Annotated in this window: 17 protein-coding genes and 1 tRNA gene; 13 read left to right on the top strand and 5 right to left on the bottom strand. The window is 63.9% G+C overall.

The annotated features are described in order from the left end of the window. Positions 1-20 precede the first annotated feature (20 nt). Positions 21-827, top strand: coding sequence for an HDOD domain-containing protein (locus R6G97_RS08575; protein ID WP_043206460.1), 807 nt, complete (start codon positions 21-23; stop codon positions 825-827). Positions 828-942: 115 nt separating this feature from the next. On the opposite strand, the gene R6G97_RS08570 is transcribed toward R6G97_RS08575, so the two are convergent. Together R6G97_RS08570 and R6G97_RS08565 are read right to left on the bottom strand one after the other, a co-directional pair. Further along, positions 943-2,322: a sensor histidine kinase gene (locus R6G97_RS08570; protein WP_197852798.1), complete on the bottom strand. Its 1,380-nt coding sequence runs from the start codon at positions 2,320-2,322 to the stop codon at positions 943-945. Further along, positions 2,315-2,986, bottom strand: a complete 672-nt coding sequence (locus tag R6G97_RS08565) for a response regulator (RefSeq protein ID WP_043206458.1) — start codon at positions 2,984-2,986, stop codon at positions 2,315-2,317. The genes R6G97_RS08570 and R6G97_RS08565 overlap by 8 nt, the downstream gene beginning before the upstream one ends. Before the next feature lie 201 nt (positions 2,987-3,187). On the opposite strand from R6G97_RS08565, the gene R6G97_RS08560 reads away from it, so the two are divergent. From R6G97_RS08560 to R6G97_RS08540, 5 genes are all read left to right on the top strand, one after another. Next, the gene (locus tag R6G97_RS08560; protein WP_043206457.1) at positions 3,188-4,477 is read left to right on the top strand and encodes an OprD family porin; all 1,290 of its coding nucleotides are present in this window, start codon (positions 3,188-3,190) and stop codon (positions 4,475-4,477) included. Positions 4,478-4,508: 31 nt separating this feature from the next. Then, positions 4,509-5,489, top strand: a complete 981-nt coding sequence (locus tag R6G97_RS08555; RefSeq protein ID WP_070574884.1) for a Bug family tripartite tricarboxylate transporter substrate binding protein — start codon at positions 4,509-4,511, stop codon at positions 5,487-5,489. 148 nt (positions 5,490-5,637) lie between these two features. Further along, positions 5,638-6,096: a tripartite tricarboxylate transporter TctB family protein gene (locus R6G97_RS08550; protein ID WP_043206454.1), complete on the top strand. Its 459-nt coding sequence runs from the start codon at positions 5,638-5,640 to the stop codon at positions 6,094-6,096. A gap of 3 nt (positions 6,097-6,099) precedes the next feature. After that, on the top strand, positions 6,100-7,614 hold the full coding sequence (locus R6G97_RS08545; protein WP_043206453.1) for a tripartite tricarboxylate transporter permease: 1,515 nt from the start codon (positions 6,100-6,102) through the stop codon (positions 7,612-7,614). Next, entirely contained in the window at positions 7,607-8,635 is a 1,029-nt protein-coding gene (locus R6G97_RS08540; protein WP_070574875.1) for an AbrB family transcriptional regulator, read from the top strand. Before R6G97_RS08545 ends, R6G97_RS08540 begins: the two co-directional genes overlap by 8 nt. Before the next feature lie 93 nt (positions 8,636-8,728). On the opposite strand, the gene ung is transcribed toward R6G97_RS08540, so the two are convergent. After that, positions 8,729-9,421, bottom strand: coding sequence for a uracil-DNA glycosylase (ung, locus tag R6G97_RS08535; RefSeq protein ID WP_043206451.1), 693 nt, complete (start codon positions 9,419-9,421; stop codon positions 8,729-8,731). Positions 9,422-9,546: 125 nt separating this feature from the next. Between ung and R6G97_RS08530 the strand changes: the two genes are divergently transcribed. Further along, positions 9,547-10,653 carry an enoyl-CoA hydratase/isomerase family protein gene (locus R6G97_RS08530; RefSeq protein ID WP_043206450.1) on the top strand — a complete coding sequence of 369 codons (1,107 nt, stop codon included), beginning with the start codon at positions 9,547-9,549 and terminating at the stop codon, positions 10,651-10,653. Between the two features lie 39 nt (positions 10,654-10,692). On the opposite strand, the gene R6G97_RS08525 is transcribed toward R6G97_RS08530, so the two are convergent. Beyond that, on the bottom strand, positions 10,693-11,166 hold the full coding sequence (locus tag R6G97_RS08525; protein WP_090344996.1) for a hypothetical protein: 474 nt from the start codon (positions 11,164-11,166) through the stop codon (positions 10,693-10,695). 202 nt (positions 11,167-11,368) lie between these two features. Between R6G97_RS08525 and R6G97_RS08520 the strand changes: the two genes are divergently transcribed. From R6G97_RS08520 to R6G97_RS08495, 6 genes are all read left to right on the top strand, one after another. Beyond that, a complete protein-coding gene (locus tag R6G97_RS08520; RefSeq protein WP_043206448.1) occupies positions 11,369-11,590 on the top strand; it encodes a cysteine-rich CWC family protein in 222 nt (73 codons plus the stop codon). A 25-nt stretch (positions 11,591-11,615) separates the two neighbouring features. Then, entirely contained in the window at positions 11,616-12,308 is a 693-nt protein-coding gene (locus R6G97_RS08515) for a pseudouridine synthase (protein ID WP_090344994.1), read from the top strand. Positions 12,309-12,675: 367 nt separating this feature from the next. Beyond that, complete coding sequence (locus tag R6G97_RS08510) at positions 12,676-13,560, top strand: alpha/beta fold hydrolase (RefSeq protein ID WP_043206446.1); 885 nt, start codon at positions 12,676-12,678, stop codon at positions 13,558-13,560. A gap of 117 nt (positions 13,561-13,677) precedes the next feature. Further along, positions 13,678-13,751: transfer RNA gene (locus R6G97_RS08505), tRNA-Gly, on the top strand. A gap of 306 nt (positions 13,752-14,057) precedes the next feature. Further along, a complete protein-coding gene (locus R6G97_RS08500) occupies positions 14,058-15,761 on the top strand; it encodes a SulP family inorganic anion transporter (RefSeq protein WP_090344992.1) in 1,704 nt (567 codons plus the stop codon). Positions 15,762-15,893: 132 nt separating this feature from the next. Continuing rightward, positions 15,894-16,910 (top strand): DUF4917 family protein, encoded by a 1,017-nt coding sequence (locus R6G97_RS08495; protein ID WP_043206441.1) that lies wholly within the window; start codon positions 15,894-15,896, stop codon positions 16,908-16,910. 41 nt (positions 16,911-16,951) lie between these two features. On the opposite strand, the gene R6G97_RS08490 is transcribed toward R6G97_RS08495, so the two are convergent. Then, the gene (locus tag R6G97_RS08490; protein ID WP_317847990.1) at positions 16,952-18,169 is read right to left on the bottom strand and encodes a class I SAM-dependent methyltransferase; all 1,218 of its coding nucleotides are present in this window, start codon (positions 18,167-18,169) and stop codon (positions 16,952-16,954) included. Between the last annotated feature and the right edge of the window lie 88 nt (positions 18,170-18,257).

Genomic DNA, 18,257 nt, shown 5'->3' with positions numbered 1-18,257 from the left:
CACTGCGGTAGAGAAGTTAGATGAACAAGCTGGCCGAGACGGTTCAAGCACAATTGCTCGCAGCCATTGACAAGGACGACCTGGTCCTGCCGACCCTTCCGGAGGTTGCCTTGAGCATCCGCGAGGCGGCGGAGGACAGCGAGATCAGCGTCGCCGCCTTGAGCAAGGTGATCGGCCGCGACGCCGCCCTCTCGGCGCGCCTGATCAAGGTGGTCAACAGCCCGCTGCTGCGTGCGGCAGTGGAGGTCACCGACCTGCACACCGCCATCACTCGCCTGGGTATCAACTACAGCTGCAACTTGGCGATCGGCCTGGTAATCGAGCAGATCTTCCACGCCCGCTCACCGGCCGTCGAACAAAAACTGCGCGATATTTGGGCCAACAGCCTTGAAGTTGCAGGTATCAGCTATGAACTCTGCCGCCGCTACACCCAGCTCAAGCCTGACCAGGCCACCCTAGGGGGCTTGGTCTACCAAATCGGCGCCCTGCCAGTTCTGATCTACGCCGAGGAGCACAACGAGCTGCTTTCGGACCCTGTGTGCCTGCACTATGTGATCGAGCAGATCCAGCCGGTGCTGGGCGACAAAATTCTCAAGGCCTGGGAGTTTCCCGAGCAGTTGGTCAACCTGCCCAGCCAAGTGCAGGACCTGGATCGACGCACCGAGAGCATCGACTACATCGACATCGTGCAGATCGCCCGTCACCTCAGCCATCGAACCCGCAGCCGGCCCCTGGCGGCCTTGCCTGCCTACCAGCATCTCGGACTCCCTTACGGGACCGAGTTGGATGTCGCCGACCTGCTCGATGCCCGCAGCATGCTGCGCTAAGCAAGACACCCGCTCCACAAGGATCACCGCCAACCCCGTGGGAGCGGGTTTACCCGAGAATAGGCCAGCGCAGATAACCCAGGACAGTTGCTCTCCAAGCCCCTGGGAAGCCCGCTCAATCGGCGATAAAACTCACCCGCACGCGCAACCCGCCTTTTTCGCCATCATGCAGGCTGATCTGCGCCAGGTGCGCGCGGCAGATTTCGCCGACTATCGCCAGCCCCAGGCCTGTGCCTTGGGCGCTGCGTCGATAGAAGCGCTCGAACACGCGCTCACGGTCAGACTCGGGAATACCCGGCCCGTCATCCTCCACTTCCAGAATGGCCGGGGCCATCACGCGCAGGATCACGTTGCCACCCTTGGGCGTATGGGCCAGGGCATTGTCCACCAGGTTGCTGAGCAGCTCATTGAGCAAAGTCGGCTCGCCTTTGAGCCATACCGGCGCCTCGGCTTCCAGCGCCAGGGCCACGCCCCGGGCATGGGCCAGAGGCGCCATGGCCATGCCGAGCTCACGCGTCAATTGGCACAAGTCCAGACGCTGGGCACCCCCTTCGGCAATCGCCCGGGCCCCATTTTCCACCCGCGCCAGGGACAACAACTGATTGGCCAGGTGAGTCAGACGGTCAGTACCCTGGGTGGCGGCTTCGAGGGTTTGTCGCCACTGCTCCGGCTCCTGGGAGCGCAAGCCCAGCTCAAGCCGCGCCTTGAGGGCGGCCAACGGCGTGCGCAACTCATGGGCGGCGTCGGCGATGAATTGTGCCTGACGCTCGAACTGACCACGCAGCCGCTCGGTGAAATGGTTCAAGGCGTGCACCAAGGGCCCGAGCTCTCGCTGCACCTGAACCACCGGCAAGGACCGCAAGTCATCAGGTTGGCGCTCTTCGACCGCCGTACGCAGCCGCTCCAGCGGCCGCAGTGCTGCGCTCACGGCGAACCAGACCATCATGAGCGCCCCCAGCGCCAGCATGCCCAGACGCAGCAAGGTATCGGCCATCAGGCCCCGGGCCATGCGCACCCGTGCCTCCTCGGTCTCGGCCACGCGGATCTCGGCCATGCCGTTCATGTTCGGTTCGCTGACTGGCTTGAGCAAGCTGACCACGCGTACATCCTGGCCCTGGTAGGTGGCGTTGTAGAAACGCGCCAAGGCCGGATAGTCGTCGGTACGCGGGGTGCCCGGCGGCGGCGGCGGGAGGTTCTCGTAGCCGGAAATCAGCCGCTGATGAATATCCAGCACTTGGTAGTAGATACGTCCGGCGCTGTCGTAGGCAAAGGTGTCCAGGGCCACGTAGGGCACATCCGCGCTCAGGGTCCCGTCGCGCTGCGACAGGCCTGCGGCGATGGTCCGTGCCGAAGCCAGCAACGTGCGATCATAAGCGGTGTCGGCGGCCTCGCGGCCGTTCCAGTAGGCGCTCAGGCCGCTGGCGAGCATCAGCACCACCAACAGCAGCGCCAAATTGCCCAGCAAACGCCCACGCAGGCTGCCGTTGTCACGCATCGCGATGCTCGAGCAAATAACCCAGGCCGCGGAACGTGACGATAGCCACTGGATGGCCATCGAGCTTCTTGCGTAGCCGATGGATGTAGATCTCGATGGCATCGGGGCTGGCCTCTTCGTCCAGGCCAAATACCTGGGCCGCCAGTTGCTCCTTGCTCATCACTCGGCCCGGGCGGGCGATCAGGGCTTCGAGCACGCTTTGCTCGCGCTGGGTCAGGGTCAGAGCTTCTTCACCTAGGGTGAAGCGGCGGGTATCCAGATCGTAGACCAGCGGCCCGCAGCGCTGCTGACGCTCGCCACCGAGCACGCTACGGCGCAGCAGTGCCTTGACTCGCGCTTCCAGTTCGGTGAGTTCGAAGGGTTTGGCCAGGTAGTCATCGGCGCCCAGGTTCAGGCCATGTACCCGATCCTTGACATCGCTGCGCGCGGTGAGCATCAGCACCGGCAGCGTCTTGCCACGGCCACGCAGGCGCGCCAGCACTTCGAAGCCGTCCATGCGCGGCAGGCCGACATCGAGCACTGCCACCGCATAGTCCTCGCTGGCCAGGGCCAGGTCGGCGGCCACGCCATCGTGCAGCACATCCACGGTCAGACCTTGGCTTTTAAGGGCCAGGGCCACGCTTTCGGCCAGTTGCAGGTGGTCTTCGACCAGCAACACTCGCATCGGATTCTCCCTGCTCGGGTGGGGCTTTGGCGCGGAGTGTACCGCCGTCGGGGGGCCTGTGAAGCCCTCCCGGCAAACCTTTCACTCTGAAAGGTTAGCGAAAGGTTCATTACCTAGCATCGCACCACGGTCGCCCCGCGCGCCGAAAAAAAGCACCAGCAAGGTGCGCCCGATAAGAACAATAAACGGAGTCTCCCGACGATGCTGTCCATGCAGCCGCAGGCGTTCGCGCCTACCCGTTCCCTGTCCGCACGCCCGTCCGCCATCGCCAGCGCCCTTGCGCTAGCCGGTGTCGCCCCGCTGAGCCAGGCCGCTTTTTTCGAAGACAGCACGGCCACCTTCGAAACCCGCAACATGTACTTCAACCGTGACTTTCGCGATGGCACCAGCAGCCAGCAATCCAAGCGCGACGAATGGGCCCAGGGCTTCATGCTCAATTTCGAGTCCGGCTACACCGACGGCACCGTAGGGTTCGGCCTGGACGCGCTGGGCATGCTCGGCATCAAGCTCGACTCCAGCCCAGACCGCACCGACACAGGCCTGCTGCCGACCCATGATGACGGTAAGGCCGCCGACGAATACTCCAAGCTCGGCCTGACCGGCAAGATCAAGGTCTCCAACACCGAGCTCAAGGTCGGCACACTCATCCCAGAACTGCCGACCCTGCAGCCCAACGACGGGCGCATCCTGCCGCAGACCTTCGAGGGCGGCCTGCTCACCTCCAAGGAGCTCAAGGGCCTGACGTTCACCGGCGGGCGCCTGGAAAAAGCCAAGGACCGCAACGACACCAACTGGGAAGACCTCGCCCTCAACAACAAGAATGGCCGTTTCGGCGGCACTTTCAGCGCCGACAACTTCGACCTGGCCGGGCTGGATTACCAGTTCACCGATCGCATCACCGGCAGCTACCACTTCGCCGAACTCGACGACATCTACCGTCAGCATTTCATCGGCATGGTCGCTACCCAGCCCTGGGGCCCGGGCACCTTCGGTGCCGACCTGCGCCTGGCAGTGAGCGACGATGCAGGTCAGGCCAAGGCCGGCAACATCGACAACACCACCGTCAACGGCATGCTCAGCTATGCCCTTGGCGGTCACAAGGTCAGCGCCGCCTACCAGCACCTGTCGGGCGACAGCGCCTTCCCCTACGTCGATGGCGCCGACCCGTACCTGGTCAACTTCGTCCAGATCAACGACTTCGCCGGCGCCGACGAGCGCTCCTGGCAAGCACGCTACGACTACAACTTCGCTGCCCTGGGCATCCCCGGGCTGACCTTCATGACCCGCTATATCAGCGGCGACAACGTCAGCCGCGCCGACGGTGGCGAGGGCAAGGAGTGGGAGCGCAACACCGAGTTCAAGTACGTGGTACAAAGCGGCCCGTTGAAGGACGTCGCCGTTCGCCTGCGCAACGCCACCTTCCGCTCCAACTTCGCCCGCGACGCCGACGAAGTCAGGCTGCTGGTGAGCTACAGCGTGGCTCTGTGGTAACCCATAACAACAACGCTCACGGAGATAGACGATGACCTTTTCAATGCGCCGCCTCGTCCTGGCTACCGGTTGCCTGCTGCTGGCTGGCAACGCCCTGGCCGCTGAACCGAAACGCCCCGAATGCATCGCCCCCGCCTCGCCCGGTGGCGGCTTCGACCTGACCTGCAAACTGGTGCAAAGCGCCTTGGTCAACGAGAAGATCCTCTCCAAGCCCATGCGCGTGACCTACATGCCCGGCGGCGTCGGCGCGGTGGCCTACAACGCCGTGGTCGCCCAGCGCCCGGCCGATGCCGGCACTCTGGTGGCCTGGTCCAGCGGCTCCCTGCTCAACCTGGCCCAGGGCAAGTTCGGGCGCTTCGACGAGAACGCCGTGAAATGGCTGGCAGCTGTCGGCACCAGCTATGGTGCCATCGCCGTGAAGAGCGACTCGCCCTACAAGACCCTCGATGATCTGGTCGCGGCCTTGAAGAAAGACCCGAGCAAAGTCGTCATCGGCTCCGGCGGCACCGTCGGCAGCCAGGACTGGATGCAGACCGCCCTGATCGCCAAGGCCGCCGGCATCAATCCTCGCGACCTTCGCTACGTGGCCCTGGAAGGCGGCGGTGAAATCGCCACAGCGCTGCTCGGCGGGCATATTCAGGTGGGCTCCACCGACATCTCGGACTCCATGCCGCACATCCAGAGCGGTGACATGCGCATCCTCGCGGTGTTCTCCGAAACCCGCCTGGACGAGCCGGAAATGAAAGACATCCCCACCGCCAAGGAACAAGGCTACGACATCGTCTGGCCAGTAGTACGCGGCTTCTACCTAGGGCCAAAGGTCAGCGACGAGGACTACGCCTGGTGGAAAGCCTCCTTCGACAAGCTGCTGGCCTCCGAGGACTTCGCCAAGCTGCGTGACCAGCGTGAGCTGTTCCCGTTCGCCATGACCGGGCAGGAGCTGGACACCTACGTGAAGAAGCAGGTCGCCGACTACAAGGCCCTGGCCCGGGAATTCGGCCTGGTCCAGTAGATCGAGCTGCAACGCCGCTCCCCTTTAGGGGGCGGGTTTACCCGCGAAACGGACACCGCCGACGCGTGGCCTGGGCTGCGCCCTGGGTCGAAGGTAAACCCGCTCCCAAAGGGTCGGCGCCGTACCGAACAATTCCGAGGATTCCCTCATGATCCTGCAACGCATTTTTGCCCTGGCTCTGCTGGCGGTATGCGCCGCCCTGGCCGTGATGGCCTGGCCGTACCAGGCTGCGTTTTCCTACGAGCCTGTAGGTCCACGGGCCTATCCCTTGCTGATGCTCGGCCTGATGGGCGTGGCTCTGCTCTACCTGGCCGTTCGCCCAACGCCCATCGTGCGCAAGGACGACGAACCGCCACTGGACCGTGAAACCCTGGTCAAGATCAGCGGCTGTGTGGGCCTGCTGATCGTCTTCGCGAGCACCTTCGAGTCGCTCGGTTTCATCCTCAGCGCCGTACTCGTCGGCGTACCCATGGCACGCCTGTATGGCGGGCGCTGGCTGCACAGTCTGATCGTGGTGGGCGCTATGAGCCTGCTGCTCTACTGGCTGTTCGACCGCGTGATGGATGTACCTCTGCCCCTCGGCCTGCTGGATGTACTGGAGAACTGACACATGGATACCTTGAGCTATCTGGGCCAGGGCTTCGGCGTCGCCCTGAGCCCGTACAACCTGGTCACCGCCCTGACCGGCACCCTCATCGGCACCGTGGTCGGCCTGCTGCCGGGCCTTGGGCCGATCAATGGTGTGGCACTGCTGATCCCCATCGCCTTTGCCCTGGGCCTGCCACCTGAATCGGCGCTGATCCTGCTGGCCGCGGTCTACCTCGGCTGCGAGTATGGCGGAAGGATCAGCTCGATCCTGCTGAACATTCCCGGCGAAGCCTCCACCGTGATGACCACCCTTGACGGCTACCCCATGGCCCGCCAAGGCCTGGCCGGCGTCGCTCTGTCGCTGTCGGCGTGGAGCTCGTTCATCGGCGCCTTCATCGCCACCTGCGGCATGGTGCTATTCGCTCCGCTGCTGGCGAAATGGGCGATCGCCTTCGGGCCCGCCGAATACTTCGTGTTGATGGTGTTCGCCATCGTCGCCCTGGGCGGCATGGCCGGCGACAAACCACTTAAGACTTTCATCGCCGCGCTGATCGGCCTGTTCCTGTCCAGCGTCGGCATCGACGCCAACAGCGGCGTGTACCGCTTTACCGGCGACAGCGTGCACCTGGCCGATGGCATCCAGTTCGTGGTGCTGGTACTGGGTCTGTTCTCCATCAGCGAGATCTTGCTGTTGCTGGAAAAGACCCACCATGGCCACGAAGCGGTGAAGGCCACTGGGCGCATGCTGTTCAACCTCAAGGAAGCCGCTTCGGTGTTCATCGTCAACCTGCGCTGCGGCCTGCTGGGCTTCGTCATGGGCGTACTGCCCGGCGCCGGCGCGACCCTGGCCAGTGCCGTGGCCTACATGACCGAGAAACGCATCGCTGGCGACAAGGGCAAGTTCGGCAAGGGCGACGCGCGCGGCCTGGCCGCTCCGGAAACCGCCATCGGCGCCTCCTGCTGCGGCGCCCTGGTGCCGATGCTGACCCTGGGCGTGCCGGGTTCCGGCACCACCGCGGTGATGATCGGTGCACTGACCCTGTACAACATCACCCCAGGCCCGCTGCTGTTCGAACAGCAACCTGACATTGTCTGGGGGCTGATCGCCTCGCTGTTCATCGCCAACATCATGCTGGTGATCCTGAACATTCCGATGATCCGCATCTTCACCCGCATCCTCGCCGTGCCGAATTGGGCGCTGGTGCCGGTGATCGCGATCATCACCGGGATCGGCGTGTACGCCGTGCATGCGACCACCTTCGATCTGTTCCTGATGGTCGGCATCGGCATCATGGGCTACATCCTGCGCAAGCTGGACTTCCCGCTGTCGCCGATTCTGCTCGGCTTCATCCTGGGCGGGCTGATGGAGCAGAACCTGCGCCGCGCACTATCGATCTCCAACGGCGAGCTGGGCATCCTCTGGTCGAGCCCGATCAGCATGTCGGTGTGGGTGCTGACCTTCTGCATGCTGACCCTGCCGTTGCTGCGCAGCTGGCGTAAACGTAGCCTGCAGCGTCGGGCGATGGCCGATGCCTGATCGGTCACCGCCGTTCTGGGCTACCGGGCTGGTCGGTCTTGCTGGCGGGTTTCTCGCCAGCAAGGTCGGCTGGCCTTTGCCGTGGATGGTCGGCTCGTTGTTGGCAATCATCCTGGTGCGCTGCCTGACACCCTGGCAGCTGTCGGAAATCCCCAATGGCCGCAAGTGCGGGCAGTGGATCATCGGCATCGGTATCGGCCTGCACTTCACCCCAGCGGTCATCGAGCAAGTGGCCAGCCACTTTGGTCTGATCTTCTTCGGGGCACTGTTCACCACGTTGTCAGCAGTGATCAGCGTCTGGCTGCTCAGGCGTACCGGTGAAGACCGCGCCACGGCGTTCTTCGCCAGCATGCCGGGGGGCTCGGGTGAGATGGTCAACCTGGGCGCACGCAACGGTGCGGTGCTCAGCCAGGTGGCCGCAGCCCAGAGCCTGCGGGTGTTGGCAGTGGTGCTGTGCGTGCCGGCGCTGTTCAAGTTCTTGCTCGGCGATGGCGTGCCGCTGACCCACGCAGGCAGCGTCAGTTGGGGCTGGCTGACCCTGATCGCGCCGTTTGGTGTGTTGGCCGCGTTGATCTGGCAGCGCCTGCGCCAGCCCAACCCGTGGCTGTTCGGTCCGCTGTTGATTGCCGCCTGCGTGAGCCTGGCGGGGAACCTGCAGATCGCCCTGCCGCCCGGCGCCAGCCAGATCGGACAGTGGCTGATCGGCAGTGGCCTGGCCTGCCACTTCAACCGGGCGTTCTTTCGCCGGGCGCCGTCCTTCCTGGGGCGGACCTTGCTGGCGACCTTCCTGTGCATGTTGATCGCCGCCAGCGCGGCCTGGGTGTTGAGTGTGATGACCCAACTGGACCTGCGCTCGCTGACCCTGGGAATGATGCCTGGCGGTATCGCCGAAATGAGCCTGACGGCCGAGACCTTGCAACTGTCGGTACCGTTGGTGACGGCACTGCAGGTGATGAGGTTGCTGTTCGTGCTGTTTCTGGCCGAGCCGTTGTTCCGGCGCTGGAACACGAACCGACCGTGACGGCGTGCAGTTTTCTTCGCGGGTAAACCCGCTCCCACAAGGCTTATCGCCGCCCCTGTGGGAGCGTTCCCGCGAAGAAGGCCACACGTTTTTTCAGAGCGGCGGCAACGACCAGTTGATCGGCGCCAGCCCACGCTGCTCGAGGAAGCTGTTGGTGCGGCTGAAATGCCCGCATCCGAAGAAGCCCCGATACGCCGACAGCGGCGACGGGTGCACCGACTTGAGTACCAGGTGCCGAGTGCCGTCGATCAGCTTCTGCTTGCTCTGGGCATGCGAGCCCCACAGCAGGAACACCACGTTTTCGCACTGCTCGCTGACCACCTGGATGACCCGATCGGTGAATGGCTGCCAGCCCGCGTTGGCGTGGGAGGCCGCGTTGCCGCGTTGCACGGTCATGGTGGTGTTGAGCAGCAACACCCCCTGCTCCGCCCAGCTTTGCAGGTAACCATGGTTGGGAATCGGCAAGTTGAGGTCGCGGTGCAGCTCTTTGTAGATGTTCACCAGCGACGGCGGCGTCGGCACGCCAGGCTGCACCGAGAAGCACAGGCCATGGGCCTGGCCTGGCCCGTGGTAAGGGTCCTGGCCGAGGATCACCACCTTCACCTTGTCCAGCGGCGTGGAATTGAGCGCGTTGAAGATCAGCGGCCCCGGCGGGTAGATCTCCTTGCCCGCCGCATATTCCTCGCGCAGGAACTCGCGCAGCTTGTGCATGTAGGGTTGGTCGAACTCGGCGCGCAACGCGGCCTTCCAGCCGGGTTCGAGTTTGATGCGATCGTCGTCAGTCATGGGGCCATCCGTAAACAATGGCGCGACACTAGGTAAGCCGCCCGGCCTTGTCAATCGATCCGACCGACGACCGCCATGATCGTCTGTGGGGTCCATACTTGTGCGATGACTACACGAGGTCGCCCATGTCCATTCAATGCGAGGTACTCACAGGCGCCGATGGCGCGCGCATCGGCATCGCCACCCTGGATGCGCCCAAGGCGCTCAATGCCCTGAACCTGCCTATGATCGAGGTCCTCGATGAGCGCCTGCGCGCCTGGGCCAACGATCCGGGCATCGTCTGCGTGCTGCTGCGCGGCAGCGGGCCCAAGGCGTTCTGTGCAGGCGGCGATGTACGTGCGCTGGTCCAGGCCTGCCGCGACCACCCCGGTAGCGTCCCGCCCCTGGCCGCCACCTTCTTCGCCGCCGAGTACCGGCTCGATTATCGCCTGCACACCTATCCCAAGCCCTTGCTGTGCTGGGGGCATGGCCACGTGCTCGGCGGGGGGATGGGCCTTCTGCAGGCCGCGGGCATCCGCATCGTCACTCCCAGCAGCCGGCTGGCCATGCCGGAAATCAGCATCGGGCTGTATCCGGACGTCGGCGCCAGCTGGTTCCTTTCCCGCCTGCCCGGCAAGCTCGGCCTGTTCCTTGGGCTGACTGGCGCGCCGATCAACGCCCGCGACGCCCTGGACCTTGGCCTGGCTGATCGCCTGCTGGGCGAGCATCAGCAAGAAGCCCTGATCGAGGAACTGCTGCAACTGAATTGGCAGGAGCAGACCGCCCTACAGCTGAACAGCCTGCTCAAGGCCGAACAGCACCGGGCCTGCGCCGACCTGCCCGAAGCCCAGTGGTTGCCGCGCCGGGCATTGATCGACGAGCTGCTCGACGTAGCCGACCCTGCTGCCGCCTGGCGGGCGTTATCCGACCTGAGCCGTCATGCCGACCCACTGCTGGCCGAGGCCGGCCGACGCTTGCACGAGGGCTGTCCGCTGACCGCGCACTTGGTGTGGGAGCAGATCCGCCGGGCCAAATACCTGTCGCTGGCCCAAGTGTTCCAGATGGAATTCACCATGAGCCTGAACTGCTGCCGTCACCCGGAGTTCAGTGAAGGGGTGCGTGCCCGTTTGCTGGACAAGGACAACCAGCCGCGCTGGCACTGGCCGGATATCGCCCAGGTGCCAGCGGCGGTGGTCGAGGCGCATTTCACCAAGGTCTGGGAGGGGCGCCATCCCCTGGCTGATCTGGAATGAGCGCCGCTCCGGCAGGCAGACCGGGCTCAAGCCCGGTGATCAACGCCGCCAGTTACGACCGTCGTCCCCGTGCCTGCCATCGTGACGACGATTGTTGTCGCCTCGACCATTGGAATGCCAACGGTCGTTCTGCGGCCGGCGATTGTCGTTGCGATAGTCATGACGGTCCCGGTCCCGCCCATAGTCATAGCGATGACGGTTGCCATAGTCGTTGCGCGGATTGCCATGCCATTGATTCACCTGATGCCCCGGGTAAGGCCGATAGTGGGGCGTGGGCGCCGGGCGGTAATAACGAGGTGCGGGTTGATAGTAGCGAGGCGCGCTCTGGTAGTAGCGCGGCTGGCTGATGTAGTAACGATCCTGACGGTAATAGCCCGGATAATAGTCGCGGTCGCTTGAGTAGTAGTCCGAGCGGTAGTAACCCGAGCGGTAGTAACCTCCGTCCTCGTAGTAAGGGACGCAGGCGCTGGTGAGGAGTGCCAACAAGGCGATCAGCAGAATTCGTAGGTACATGGCGGCCTCCTGGACCGCGGGAGTGCCCGGCACAGCGGCGCTGGCGAGCATCGATGGCAATACGTACATCGACACCGAATAAGACCGTTGCGCCCGGGTGCAGTGCCATTTTCGCAATGAATTGAAACAGGTTGCCGACAGCCGGAAACACCCTGTCGCCATAACCGGTAGAATGCCTGCTACCTAGACGTCTGGATCCGACATGAACGACAAACAGCGCTGCCCGGCCTGTGGCGCCCTGAATCAGTGCAGCCTGGCCGACCCACGCCTCGCCACGCAGCCCTGCTGGTGTTTCACCGTCACCATCGATCCGGCCGCGCTCAGGGCGCTGCCCGACGAATTGCGCAACAAGGCTTGCCTGTGTCCTCGATGCGCCGAGGTCGATGACCAGCTCAAGGCGGCGCAATCAGCGTCCAACCGCTAGCCCTTTTTTCGAACCGCTCAGTGCCATGCGTCTTGATCGTTTTCTCGCCAACTTGCCCTGCTACAACCGCCAGCAGGTCCGCCTGCTGCTGGTGCAACAGCGCGTGCGCGTCGATGGCATGGTTGCCACCGACCCGCGCCAGGAAGTACGCGAATTCAGCCGGGTCGAAGTGGACGAGCAAGTACTCCAAGCCGGTCGCCCGGCGCGCTACCTCATGCTGCACAAGCCCAGCGGCTGCGTCAGCGCCACCCAGGATCCACAGCACCCTACCGTGCTAGACCTGCTGCCGGCCGAACTGCGTGAAGACCTGCACATCGCTGGCCGCCTGGACTACAACACCACCGGGTTGATGATCCTGACCAACGACGGTCAATGGTCGCGGCGCCTGACCCAGCCCAAGACCAAGCTGCCGAAGATCTATCACGTCCAGACCGAAGACGAGATCGGCGAGCACTACGTGGCCAAGTTCCGCGAAGGCTTCTACTTCGCCTTCGAGGACCTCACCACCCTCCCCGCGCAACTGGACATTCTCGGACCGCGCCAGGCGCGGCTGGCAATCGTCGAAGGCCGCTATCACCAGGTAAAGCGCATGTTCGGGCACTTCGACAACAAGGTGGTGGGGCTGCACCGGGAGCGGATGGGCTGCATTGGCCTGGATCCTGCTTTGGCTCCGGGTGAGTATCGTGAACTGACGGCCGAAGAGATCGCCTCGGTCTGAACCTCGAAGCCTCTGCGCAGGTGGGCCCCTGCATAGAGCGGTATAGACAGGTTCATCCCGTTGTTTTTCTCGTGCCATCCCCCTGAACGGCACTTGCGAGATCGCCACCCTGCTGCTTGAATCAAACTCGTCGGTCCGCATGTGACTTATCGGTCACGATTGCAGTCCAAGACGCCTTTTGCCGGTCACCCAGGGTCTCGATGCCCTGGGGCACGGCAAACCGCCCACCTAGAACAAATACCGTCGACGACCGTGCCATGGATCGACACAAGGGCCCCCGGTTTCTCTTCCAGGCGTATGCCTACCTGTCATAAACAACGTGCACCCTAGGTCACGCGAATACCTTTTTGCGCCAGGAGTCGATGACATGAGGCCAGAAATCGCTGTGCTTGATATCCAAGGTCAGTATCGGGTTTACACGGAGTTCTATCGCGCGGAAGCAGCAGAGAAGACGATCATCCTGATCAATGGATCGCTGGCCACAACGGCCTCTTTCGCCCAGACGGTGCGCAGCCTGCACCCGCATTTCAACGTTGTGTTGTACGACCAGCCCTATGCTGGCAAGTCCAAGCCGCACAACCATCAGGAACGGCTGATCACCAAGGAGACCGAGGCGCACATTCTCCTGGAGCTGATCGAGCACTTCCAGGCCGACCATGTGATGTCGTTCTCCTGGGGCGGTGCCTGTGCCCTGCTGGCGCTGGCGCACCAGCCGAGCCGGGTGAAGAAGGCCGTGGTCAGTTCGTTCTCGCCGATCATCAACGAGCCAATGCGCGACTACCTGGCGCGCGGTTGCCAGTACCTGGCCGCCTGCGACCGCTACCAGGTGGGCAACCTGGTCAACGACACCATCGGCAAGTACCTGCCGTCGCTGTTCAAGCGCTTCAACTACCGCCATGTGAGCAGCCTGGACAGCCATGAGTACGCGCAAATGCACTTCCACATCAACCAGGTGCTGGATCATGATCTGGAGCGAGCCCTGAAATCGGCGCGCAACATCGACATCCCGGTGCTGTTCATCAATGGCGACCGTGACGAGTACACCACCGTCGAGGATGCGCGGCATTTCAGCCAGCACGTGGTCCAAAGCCATTTCAGCGTCATCCGCGATGCCGGTCACTTCCTGGATATCGAGCACAAGAGCGCGTGCGAGGACACCCGGGCCGCGATGCTTGGCTTCCTCAACCCGACGCTGCGCCAACCCCGTCAACGCAGTCACTACGTACAGGGGCAGCATGCACTGGCTATCTGAGTGGTTCGGCGACGTCTAGCCCTTGTAGTGCCCCGGGCTACACGTCGCCGACAGGCCTTTTTGCACGGCCGGGCTTCTCATGACTGGCGTGTTCTGGTAAAAATGTCGGCTTCTGAAGCGGGTATAGTTGAATGGTACAACTATAGCTTCCCAAGCTATCGGTGAGGGTTCGATTCCCTCTACCCGCTCCACTTTCCTCCAGGCGCAGCCCGCGCTGATCCAGCCTTAATCAATACAAGCCCCCATCGCCTAGCGCGAGGCGCGCCTGTTCGTATCTACGTAGTCCTGGACAATCCAAAGGCCGCTATCCATCGCAGGCTCCGACAGCTTCCGGGATTGTGAACCTCCCCTTCGCTGCCCAATCTCCGCTGTTCTTGACCTAGCCCATAGCCATCATCGACCCGATCAGCTTGAATGCTGTCCGTGGGCTCGCAAGCGAAGCGGCCTCAGGACACTTATGCTGATCAGCACCCCGAAACATTTCCAAGGACGCGTGCATGTTTCTCTCCCGCTGGCTACCGGGCCTGGCCAATCTGCTGCACTACCGCCGCGAGTGGTTCCACGCTGACCTTCAGGCCGGCCTTTCGGTGGCCGCGATCCAGATCCCCATTGCCATCGCCTACGCCCAGATCGTCGGCCTGCCACCCCAGTACGGGCTATACGCCTGCGTGCTGCCGATGATCGTCTATGCCCTGGTCGGCAGCTCCCGCCAACTCATGGTCGGCCCGGACGCCGCTACTTGCGCCATGATCGCCGGCGCCGTCGCCCCACTGGCGATGGGCGATCCGCACCGCATCGCCGAGCTTTCGGTGATCGTCACGGTGCTGGTCGGCGTGATGCTGATCGCCGCCGGCGTCGCGCGGGCGGGCTTCATCGCCAGCTTCTTCTCGCGTCCCATCCTGATCGGCTATCTCAACGGTATCGGCCTGAGTCTGATCGCCGGGCAGATGAGCAAGGTGGTGGGGTTCAAGATCGAAGGCGACGGTTTCATCCTTAGCCTGATCAACTTTCTCCAGCGCCTGGGCGAGATCCACTGGCTGACCCTGGCCATCGGCCTGGTCGGCCTGGGCCTGCTGGTCTGGCTGCCGCGACGCTACCCCCGCTTGCCGGCAGCGCTGGTGACCGTGGCGGTATTCACGTTGCTGGCCGGCCTGTTCGGCCTCGACCGCTTCGGCGTCGCCATTCTCGGCCCGGTGCCAGCGGGCATTCCGGAGCTGGCATGGCCGCAAAGCACCCTGGCGGAAACCAAAAGCCTGTTGCGCGATGCCCTGGGCATCGCCACCGTCAGTTTCTGCAGCGCGATGCTCACCGCTCGCAGCTTCGCCGCCCGCCACGGCTATGCGATCAATGCCAACCACGAGTTCGTTGCCCTCGGCGTGAGCAACCTGGCGGCGGGGATGTCCCAGGGCTTTGCCATCAGCGGCGCCGACTCGCGCACGGCGGTCAACGACATGGTCGGAGGCAAGAGCCAACTGGTCGGCATCATCGCCGCGCTGGTGATCGCCTTGATTCTGCTGTTCTTCACCGCCCCCATGGCGTGGATTCCCCAGGCGGCGCTGGGCGCCGTCTTGTTGATGGCCGGCTGGGGGCTGATCGATGTGAAGTCCCTGAGCAAGATCCACAAGCTCAGCCGCTTCGAATTCTGGCTGTGCCTGCTCACCACCGCCGGCGTCCTCAGTCTGGGTGTGCTGCCTGGGATCATCTTCGCCGTGACCCTGGCGATCCTGCGCCTGCTGTACAGCATCTATCAGCCCACCGACGCCGTCCTTGGCTGGCTGCCCGGCGTCGAGGGCCAGGTCGACGTTCGCCATCACCCCGAAGCGCGGACGGTGCCGGGCCTTGTGGTGTATCGCTTCGACGACGCGATCCTGTTTTTCAACGCCGACTACTTCAAGATGCGCCTGCTCGATGCCGTCCAAGGTGAGAGCAAGCCCCAGGCCGTACTGTTCGACGCCGAGGCGGTGACCAGCATCGACGTCAGCGGCGTCGCCGCCCTGCGCGAAGTGCGCGACACCCTCGCCGCCCAAGGTATCTACTTCGCCATCGCCCGCGCCCGTGGCAACTTCCTGCGCATGCTGGTGCGCTCAGGCATGGCGCGGGAAATGGAAGAAAAGCTGCTGTTCGGCTCGGTGCGTGCAGGAATTCGGGCGTATCGGGTGTGGCGCAACCGCACACGCCGACATCCGGTACTCGAACCGTAAGCAGTCCGTGGCCCGGTCACGAGCAGGCACGCGCTGGGGAGGCCTGGCCTAGGCAAGCGCGGTGCGCGTCCCGCATCAAGGCTGCGGCATGCTAAAGTCCCCGCGTTCCTCGCCTTGCCCAATGGACCTGCCATGCCTTCTCTCGATGCCCACCTGCCCTCCTGGCAGGCGCTCAATGACCGCCATCCCTGCACTGCCCTGCTGGTGGGCAACGGCGCCAGCCGTGCCGTGTGGAAGCCGTTCGGCTACTTCTCGCTGTTCGAGGAGGCCCAGCGGGTCCGTCACAAGGCCTTGGGCGTGAGCGACCAAGCGCTGTTCAAGTCCCTGGGTACCGAGCTGTTCGAGCCGGTGCTCAGCACCCTGAACACCACGGTACGCGCCAATGCCGCGCTGGCCATCAACTCCACCGCGCCACTGAACCGCTACTACTCGATCAAGGAAGCCCTGATCCACGCCACGCGCGCCGTGCACCTGCCCTGGACGCGCGTGCCGAGCGACACCTTGGCGACGATCAACCAGGCTCTGCGCAGCTACCGCAACGTCTACACCAGCAACTACGACCTGCTCCTGCCTTGGGCTGTCAATCAGGCGCCGGAAGGCTTCGCCACGCTGTTCGACGAGCAGGGCTTCTTCGATGTGCGCCGCACCGCGACCGAAGGCATCCGCATCGTTCATCTGCACGGCGGGCTGCACCTGCTCAAACTCCCCGACGGCACCACCCGCCAGCGCAGCGCCGAATGCGCCGAGCTGCTCGAAGGCTTTGCCGTGAACATTCCGGGGGAAGTGCCGCTGTTCGTCAACGAGAGCCGCAGCGAAGAAAAACTGCGCGCTATCCGCGCCTCGGACTACCTGTCGTGGGGGTTGGGCCAACTGTCCGGGGAACGCGAGGGCCTATGCCTGTTCGGCCAGCACCTGGACGCCAGCGATCAGCACCTGCTCGAGGCCATTCGCCAAGCCCGGCCCACGCACCTGTCGATCGCCATCCGCCCCTTGAGCGAAGCGTCGATCATCAACCAGAAGCAGCATTTCATGCAGCGCTTCGCCGACCTGCCAGGAACGGCCGTGCACTTCTTCGACGCCGCCAGCCACCCGCTGGGCAACCCGGCGTTGGCAATCGTGGGGCCGGCAGAACACGCCCGACCCAGATGAATGCTCCACCTGTCATGGGCTGCTGTACACCCCAAGACAGGTCAAGCGGCGAGCAACCCATCCTGACGCAACAACGTCTCCAGGCAATGCTCCTTCACGCCATAGAACGCCTTCAGCTGCTCGATCTTGGCCAGCAATGCGGTGTTGTCCCCCGCCTGCCGGCGCTTGACCGCCAGAATCATCTTGTTCTTGTTGGTGTGCTCCAGCGAGATGAACTCGAACACCTTGGTCTCGTAGCCGCAGGCCTCGAGGTAAAGGGCGCGTAGGCTGTCGGTGAGCATCTCGGCCTGCTGGCCGAGGTGCAGGCCGTACTGCAACATCGGCTGGAGCAGGCCTGGGCTGTGCAGTTGCGGGCGGATCTGCTTGTGGCAGCACGGCGAGCACATGATGATCGCGGCGTTGCAACGGATGCCGGTATGGATGGCGTAGTCGGTGGCAATGTCGCAGGCGTGCAACGCGATCATCACCTCGATGGCTTCGGGCACCACGCTGCGCACGTCGCCGCACTGGAACTCAAGGCCAGGGTGCTCCAGCCGCGCGGCAGCGGCGTTGCACAGGTCGACCATGTCCTGACGCAGCTCGACACCGGTCACCAGGGCTTCACGCACCAGGCTGTTGCGCAGGTAGTCGTGCATGGCGAAGGTCAGGTAGCCCTTGCCCGAACCGAAATCCGCCACCCGTAGCGGCTGGTCCATGGTCAGGGGTGCGCTGGCCAGGGCGTGGTCGAAGACCTCGATGAACTTGTTGATCTGCTTCCACTTGCGCGACATGGACGGAATCAACGCGCCCTGGGCATCGGTCACTCCTAAATCGCGCAAGAACGGCCGCGACAGCTCCAGGTAGCGCTTCTTCTCCCGATCATGGGTAGTGGCAGCCTTTTCACGGGCAGGTTGGGCGATGTGGCGCTGGAGCATCGGCTTGCCCTTTTTGCTGAAACCCAGCTGCACCTCGCCCTCGGCGGTGAACAGATGGGCATTGCGAAAACACTCGGGCAACAGCTCGGCCACCAGCGTCTGGGCCTGCTCCAGCGGCAGGTTGCGGGTAATGTCACGGGTCTGGTGGCGGTAGACCAGCGACAGGCAGTCCTGGCCCTTGACCTGTAAAGGCTTGGCGATGATCCGCTGAAGGGTCTGGTCAACGCCGACATGGCGCGCCAGCACCAGCTTGACCAGGGTACCGGCCTGCAAGGCATCGGCCAGCAAAGCCAGGAACTGGGCACGCGCATCCGGCGCGGTGGTAGCGGAGGGAGTGGCGGACATGGAAAGTGGGTGCCTCGAATCGCGGGGGGGGCGCGCAGCGCGCAATGGCCGGCATTTTACGTCGATGCCCGGCCAGCGCGAAGCTTTA

This window comes from Pseudomonas sp. HTZ2 (assembly GCF_033173945.1).
Taxonomy (GTDB): domain Bacteria; phylum Pseudomonadota; class Gammaproteobacteria; order Pseudomonadales; family Pseudomonadaceae; genus Aquipseudomonas; species Aquipseudomonas guariconensis.
This window is presented reverse-complemented; position numbering and strand designations above follow the sequence as displayed.

What these genes read in the sequence shown, in the direction of transcription:
- R6G97_RS08575 (WP_043206460.1), top strand. Translation starts at nt 21, where the DNA reads ATGAACAAGCTGGCCGAGACGGTTCAAGCACAATTGCTCGCAGCCATT.
- R6G97_RS08570 (WP_197852798.1), bottom strand. Translation starts at nt 2,322, where the DNA reads ATGCGTGACAACGGCAGCCTGCGTGGGCGTTTGCTGGGCAATTTGGCG.
- R6G97_RS08565 (WP_043206458.1), bottom strand. Translation starts at nt 2,986, where the DNA reads ATGCGAGTGTTGCTGGTCGAAGACCACCTGCAACTGGCCGAAAGCGTG.
- R6G97_RS08560 (WP_043206457.1), top strand. Translation starts at nt 3,188, where the DNA reads ATGCTGTCCATGCAGCCGCAGGCGTTCGCGCCTACCCGTTCCCTGTCC.
- R6G97_RS08555 (WP_070574884.1), top strand. Translation starts at nt 4,509, where the DNA reads ATGACCTTTTCAATGCGCCGCCTCGTCCTGGCTACCGGTTGCCTGCTG.
- R6G97_RS08550 (WP_043206454.1), top strand. Translation starts at nt 5,638, where the DNA reads ATGATCCTGCAACGCATTTTTGCCCTGGCTCTGCTGGCGGTATGCGCC.
- R6G97_RS08545 (WP_043206453.1), top strand. Translation starts at nt 6,100, where the DNA reads ATGGATACCTTGAGCTATCTGGGCCAGGGCTTCGGCGTCGCCCTGAGC.
- R6G97_RS08540 (WP_070574875.1), top strand. Translation starts at nt 7,607, where the DNA reads ATGCCTGATCGGTCACCGCCGTTCTGGGCTACCGGGCTGGTCGGTCTT.
- ung (WP_043206451.1), bottom strand. Translation starts at nt 9,421, where the DNA reads ATGACTGACGACGATCGCATCAAACTCGAACCCGGCTGGAAGGCCGCG.
- R6G97_RS08530 (WP_043206450.1), top strand. Translation starts at nt 9,547, where the DNA reads ATGTCCATTCAATGCGAGGTACTCACAGGCGCCGATGGCGCGCGCATC.
- R6G97_RS08525 (WP_090344996.1), bottom strand. Translation starts at nt 11,166, where the DNA reads ATGTACCTACGAATTCTGCTGATCGCCTTGTTGGCACTCCTCACCAGC.
- R6G97_RS08520 (WP_043206448.1), top strand. Translation starts at nt 11,369, where the DNA reads ATGAACGACAAACAGCGCTGCCCGGCCTGTGGCGCCCTGAATCAGTGC.
- R6G97_RS08515 (WP_090344994.1), top strand. Translation starts at nt 11,616, where the DNA reads ATGCGTCTTGATCGTTTTCTCGCCAACTTGCCCTGCTACAACCGCCAG.
- R6G97_RS08510 (WP_043206446.1), top strand. Translation starts at nt 12,676, where the DNA reads ATGAGGCCAGAAATCGCTGTGCTTGATATCCAAGGTCAGTATCGGGTT.
- R6G97_RS08500 (WP_090344992.1), top strand. Translation starts at nt 14,058, where the DNA reads ATGTTTCTCTCCCGCTGGCTACCGGGCCTGGCCAATCTGCTGCACTAC.
- R6G97_RS08495 (WP_043206441.1), top strand. Translation starts at nt 15,894, where the DNA reads ATGCCTTCTCTCGATGCCCACCTGCCCTCCTGGCAGGCGCTCAATGAC.
- R6G97_RS08490 (WP_317847990.1), bottom strand. Translation starts at nt 18,169, where the DNA reads ATGTCCGCCACTCCCTCCGCTACCACCGCGCCGGATGCGCGTGCCCAG.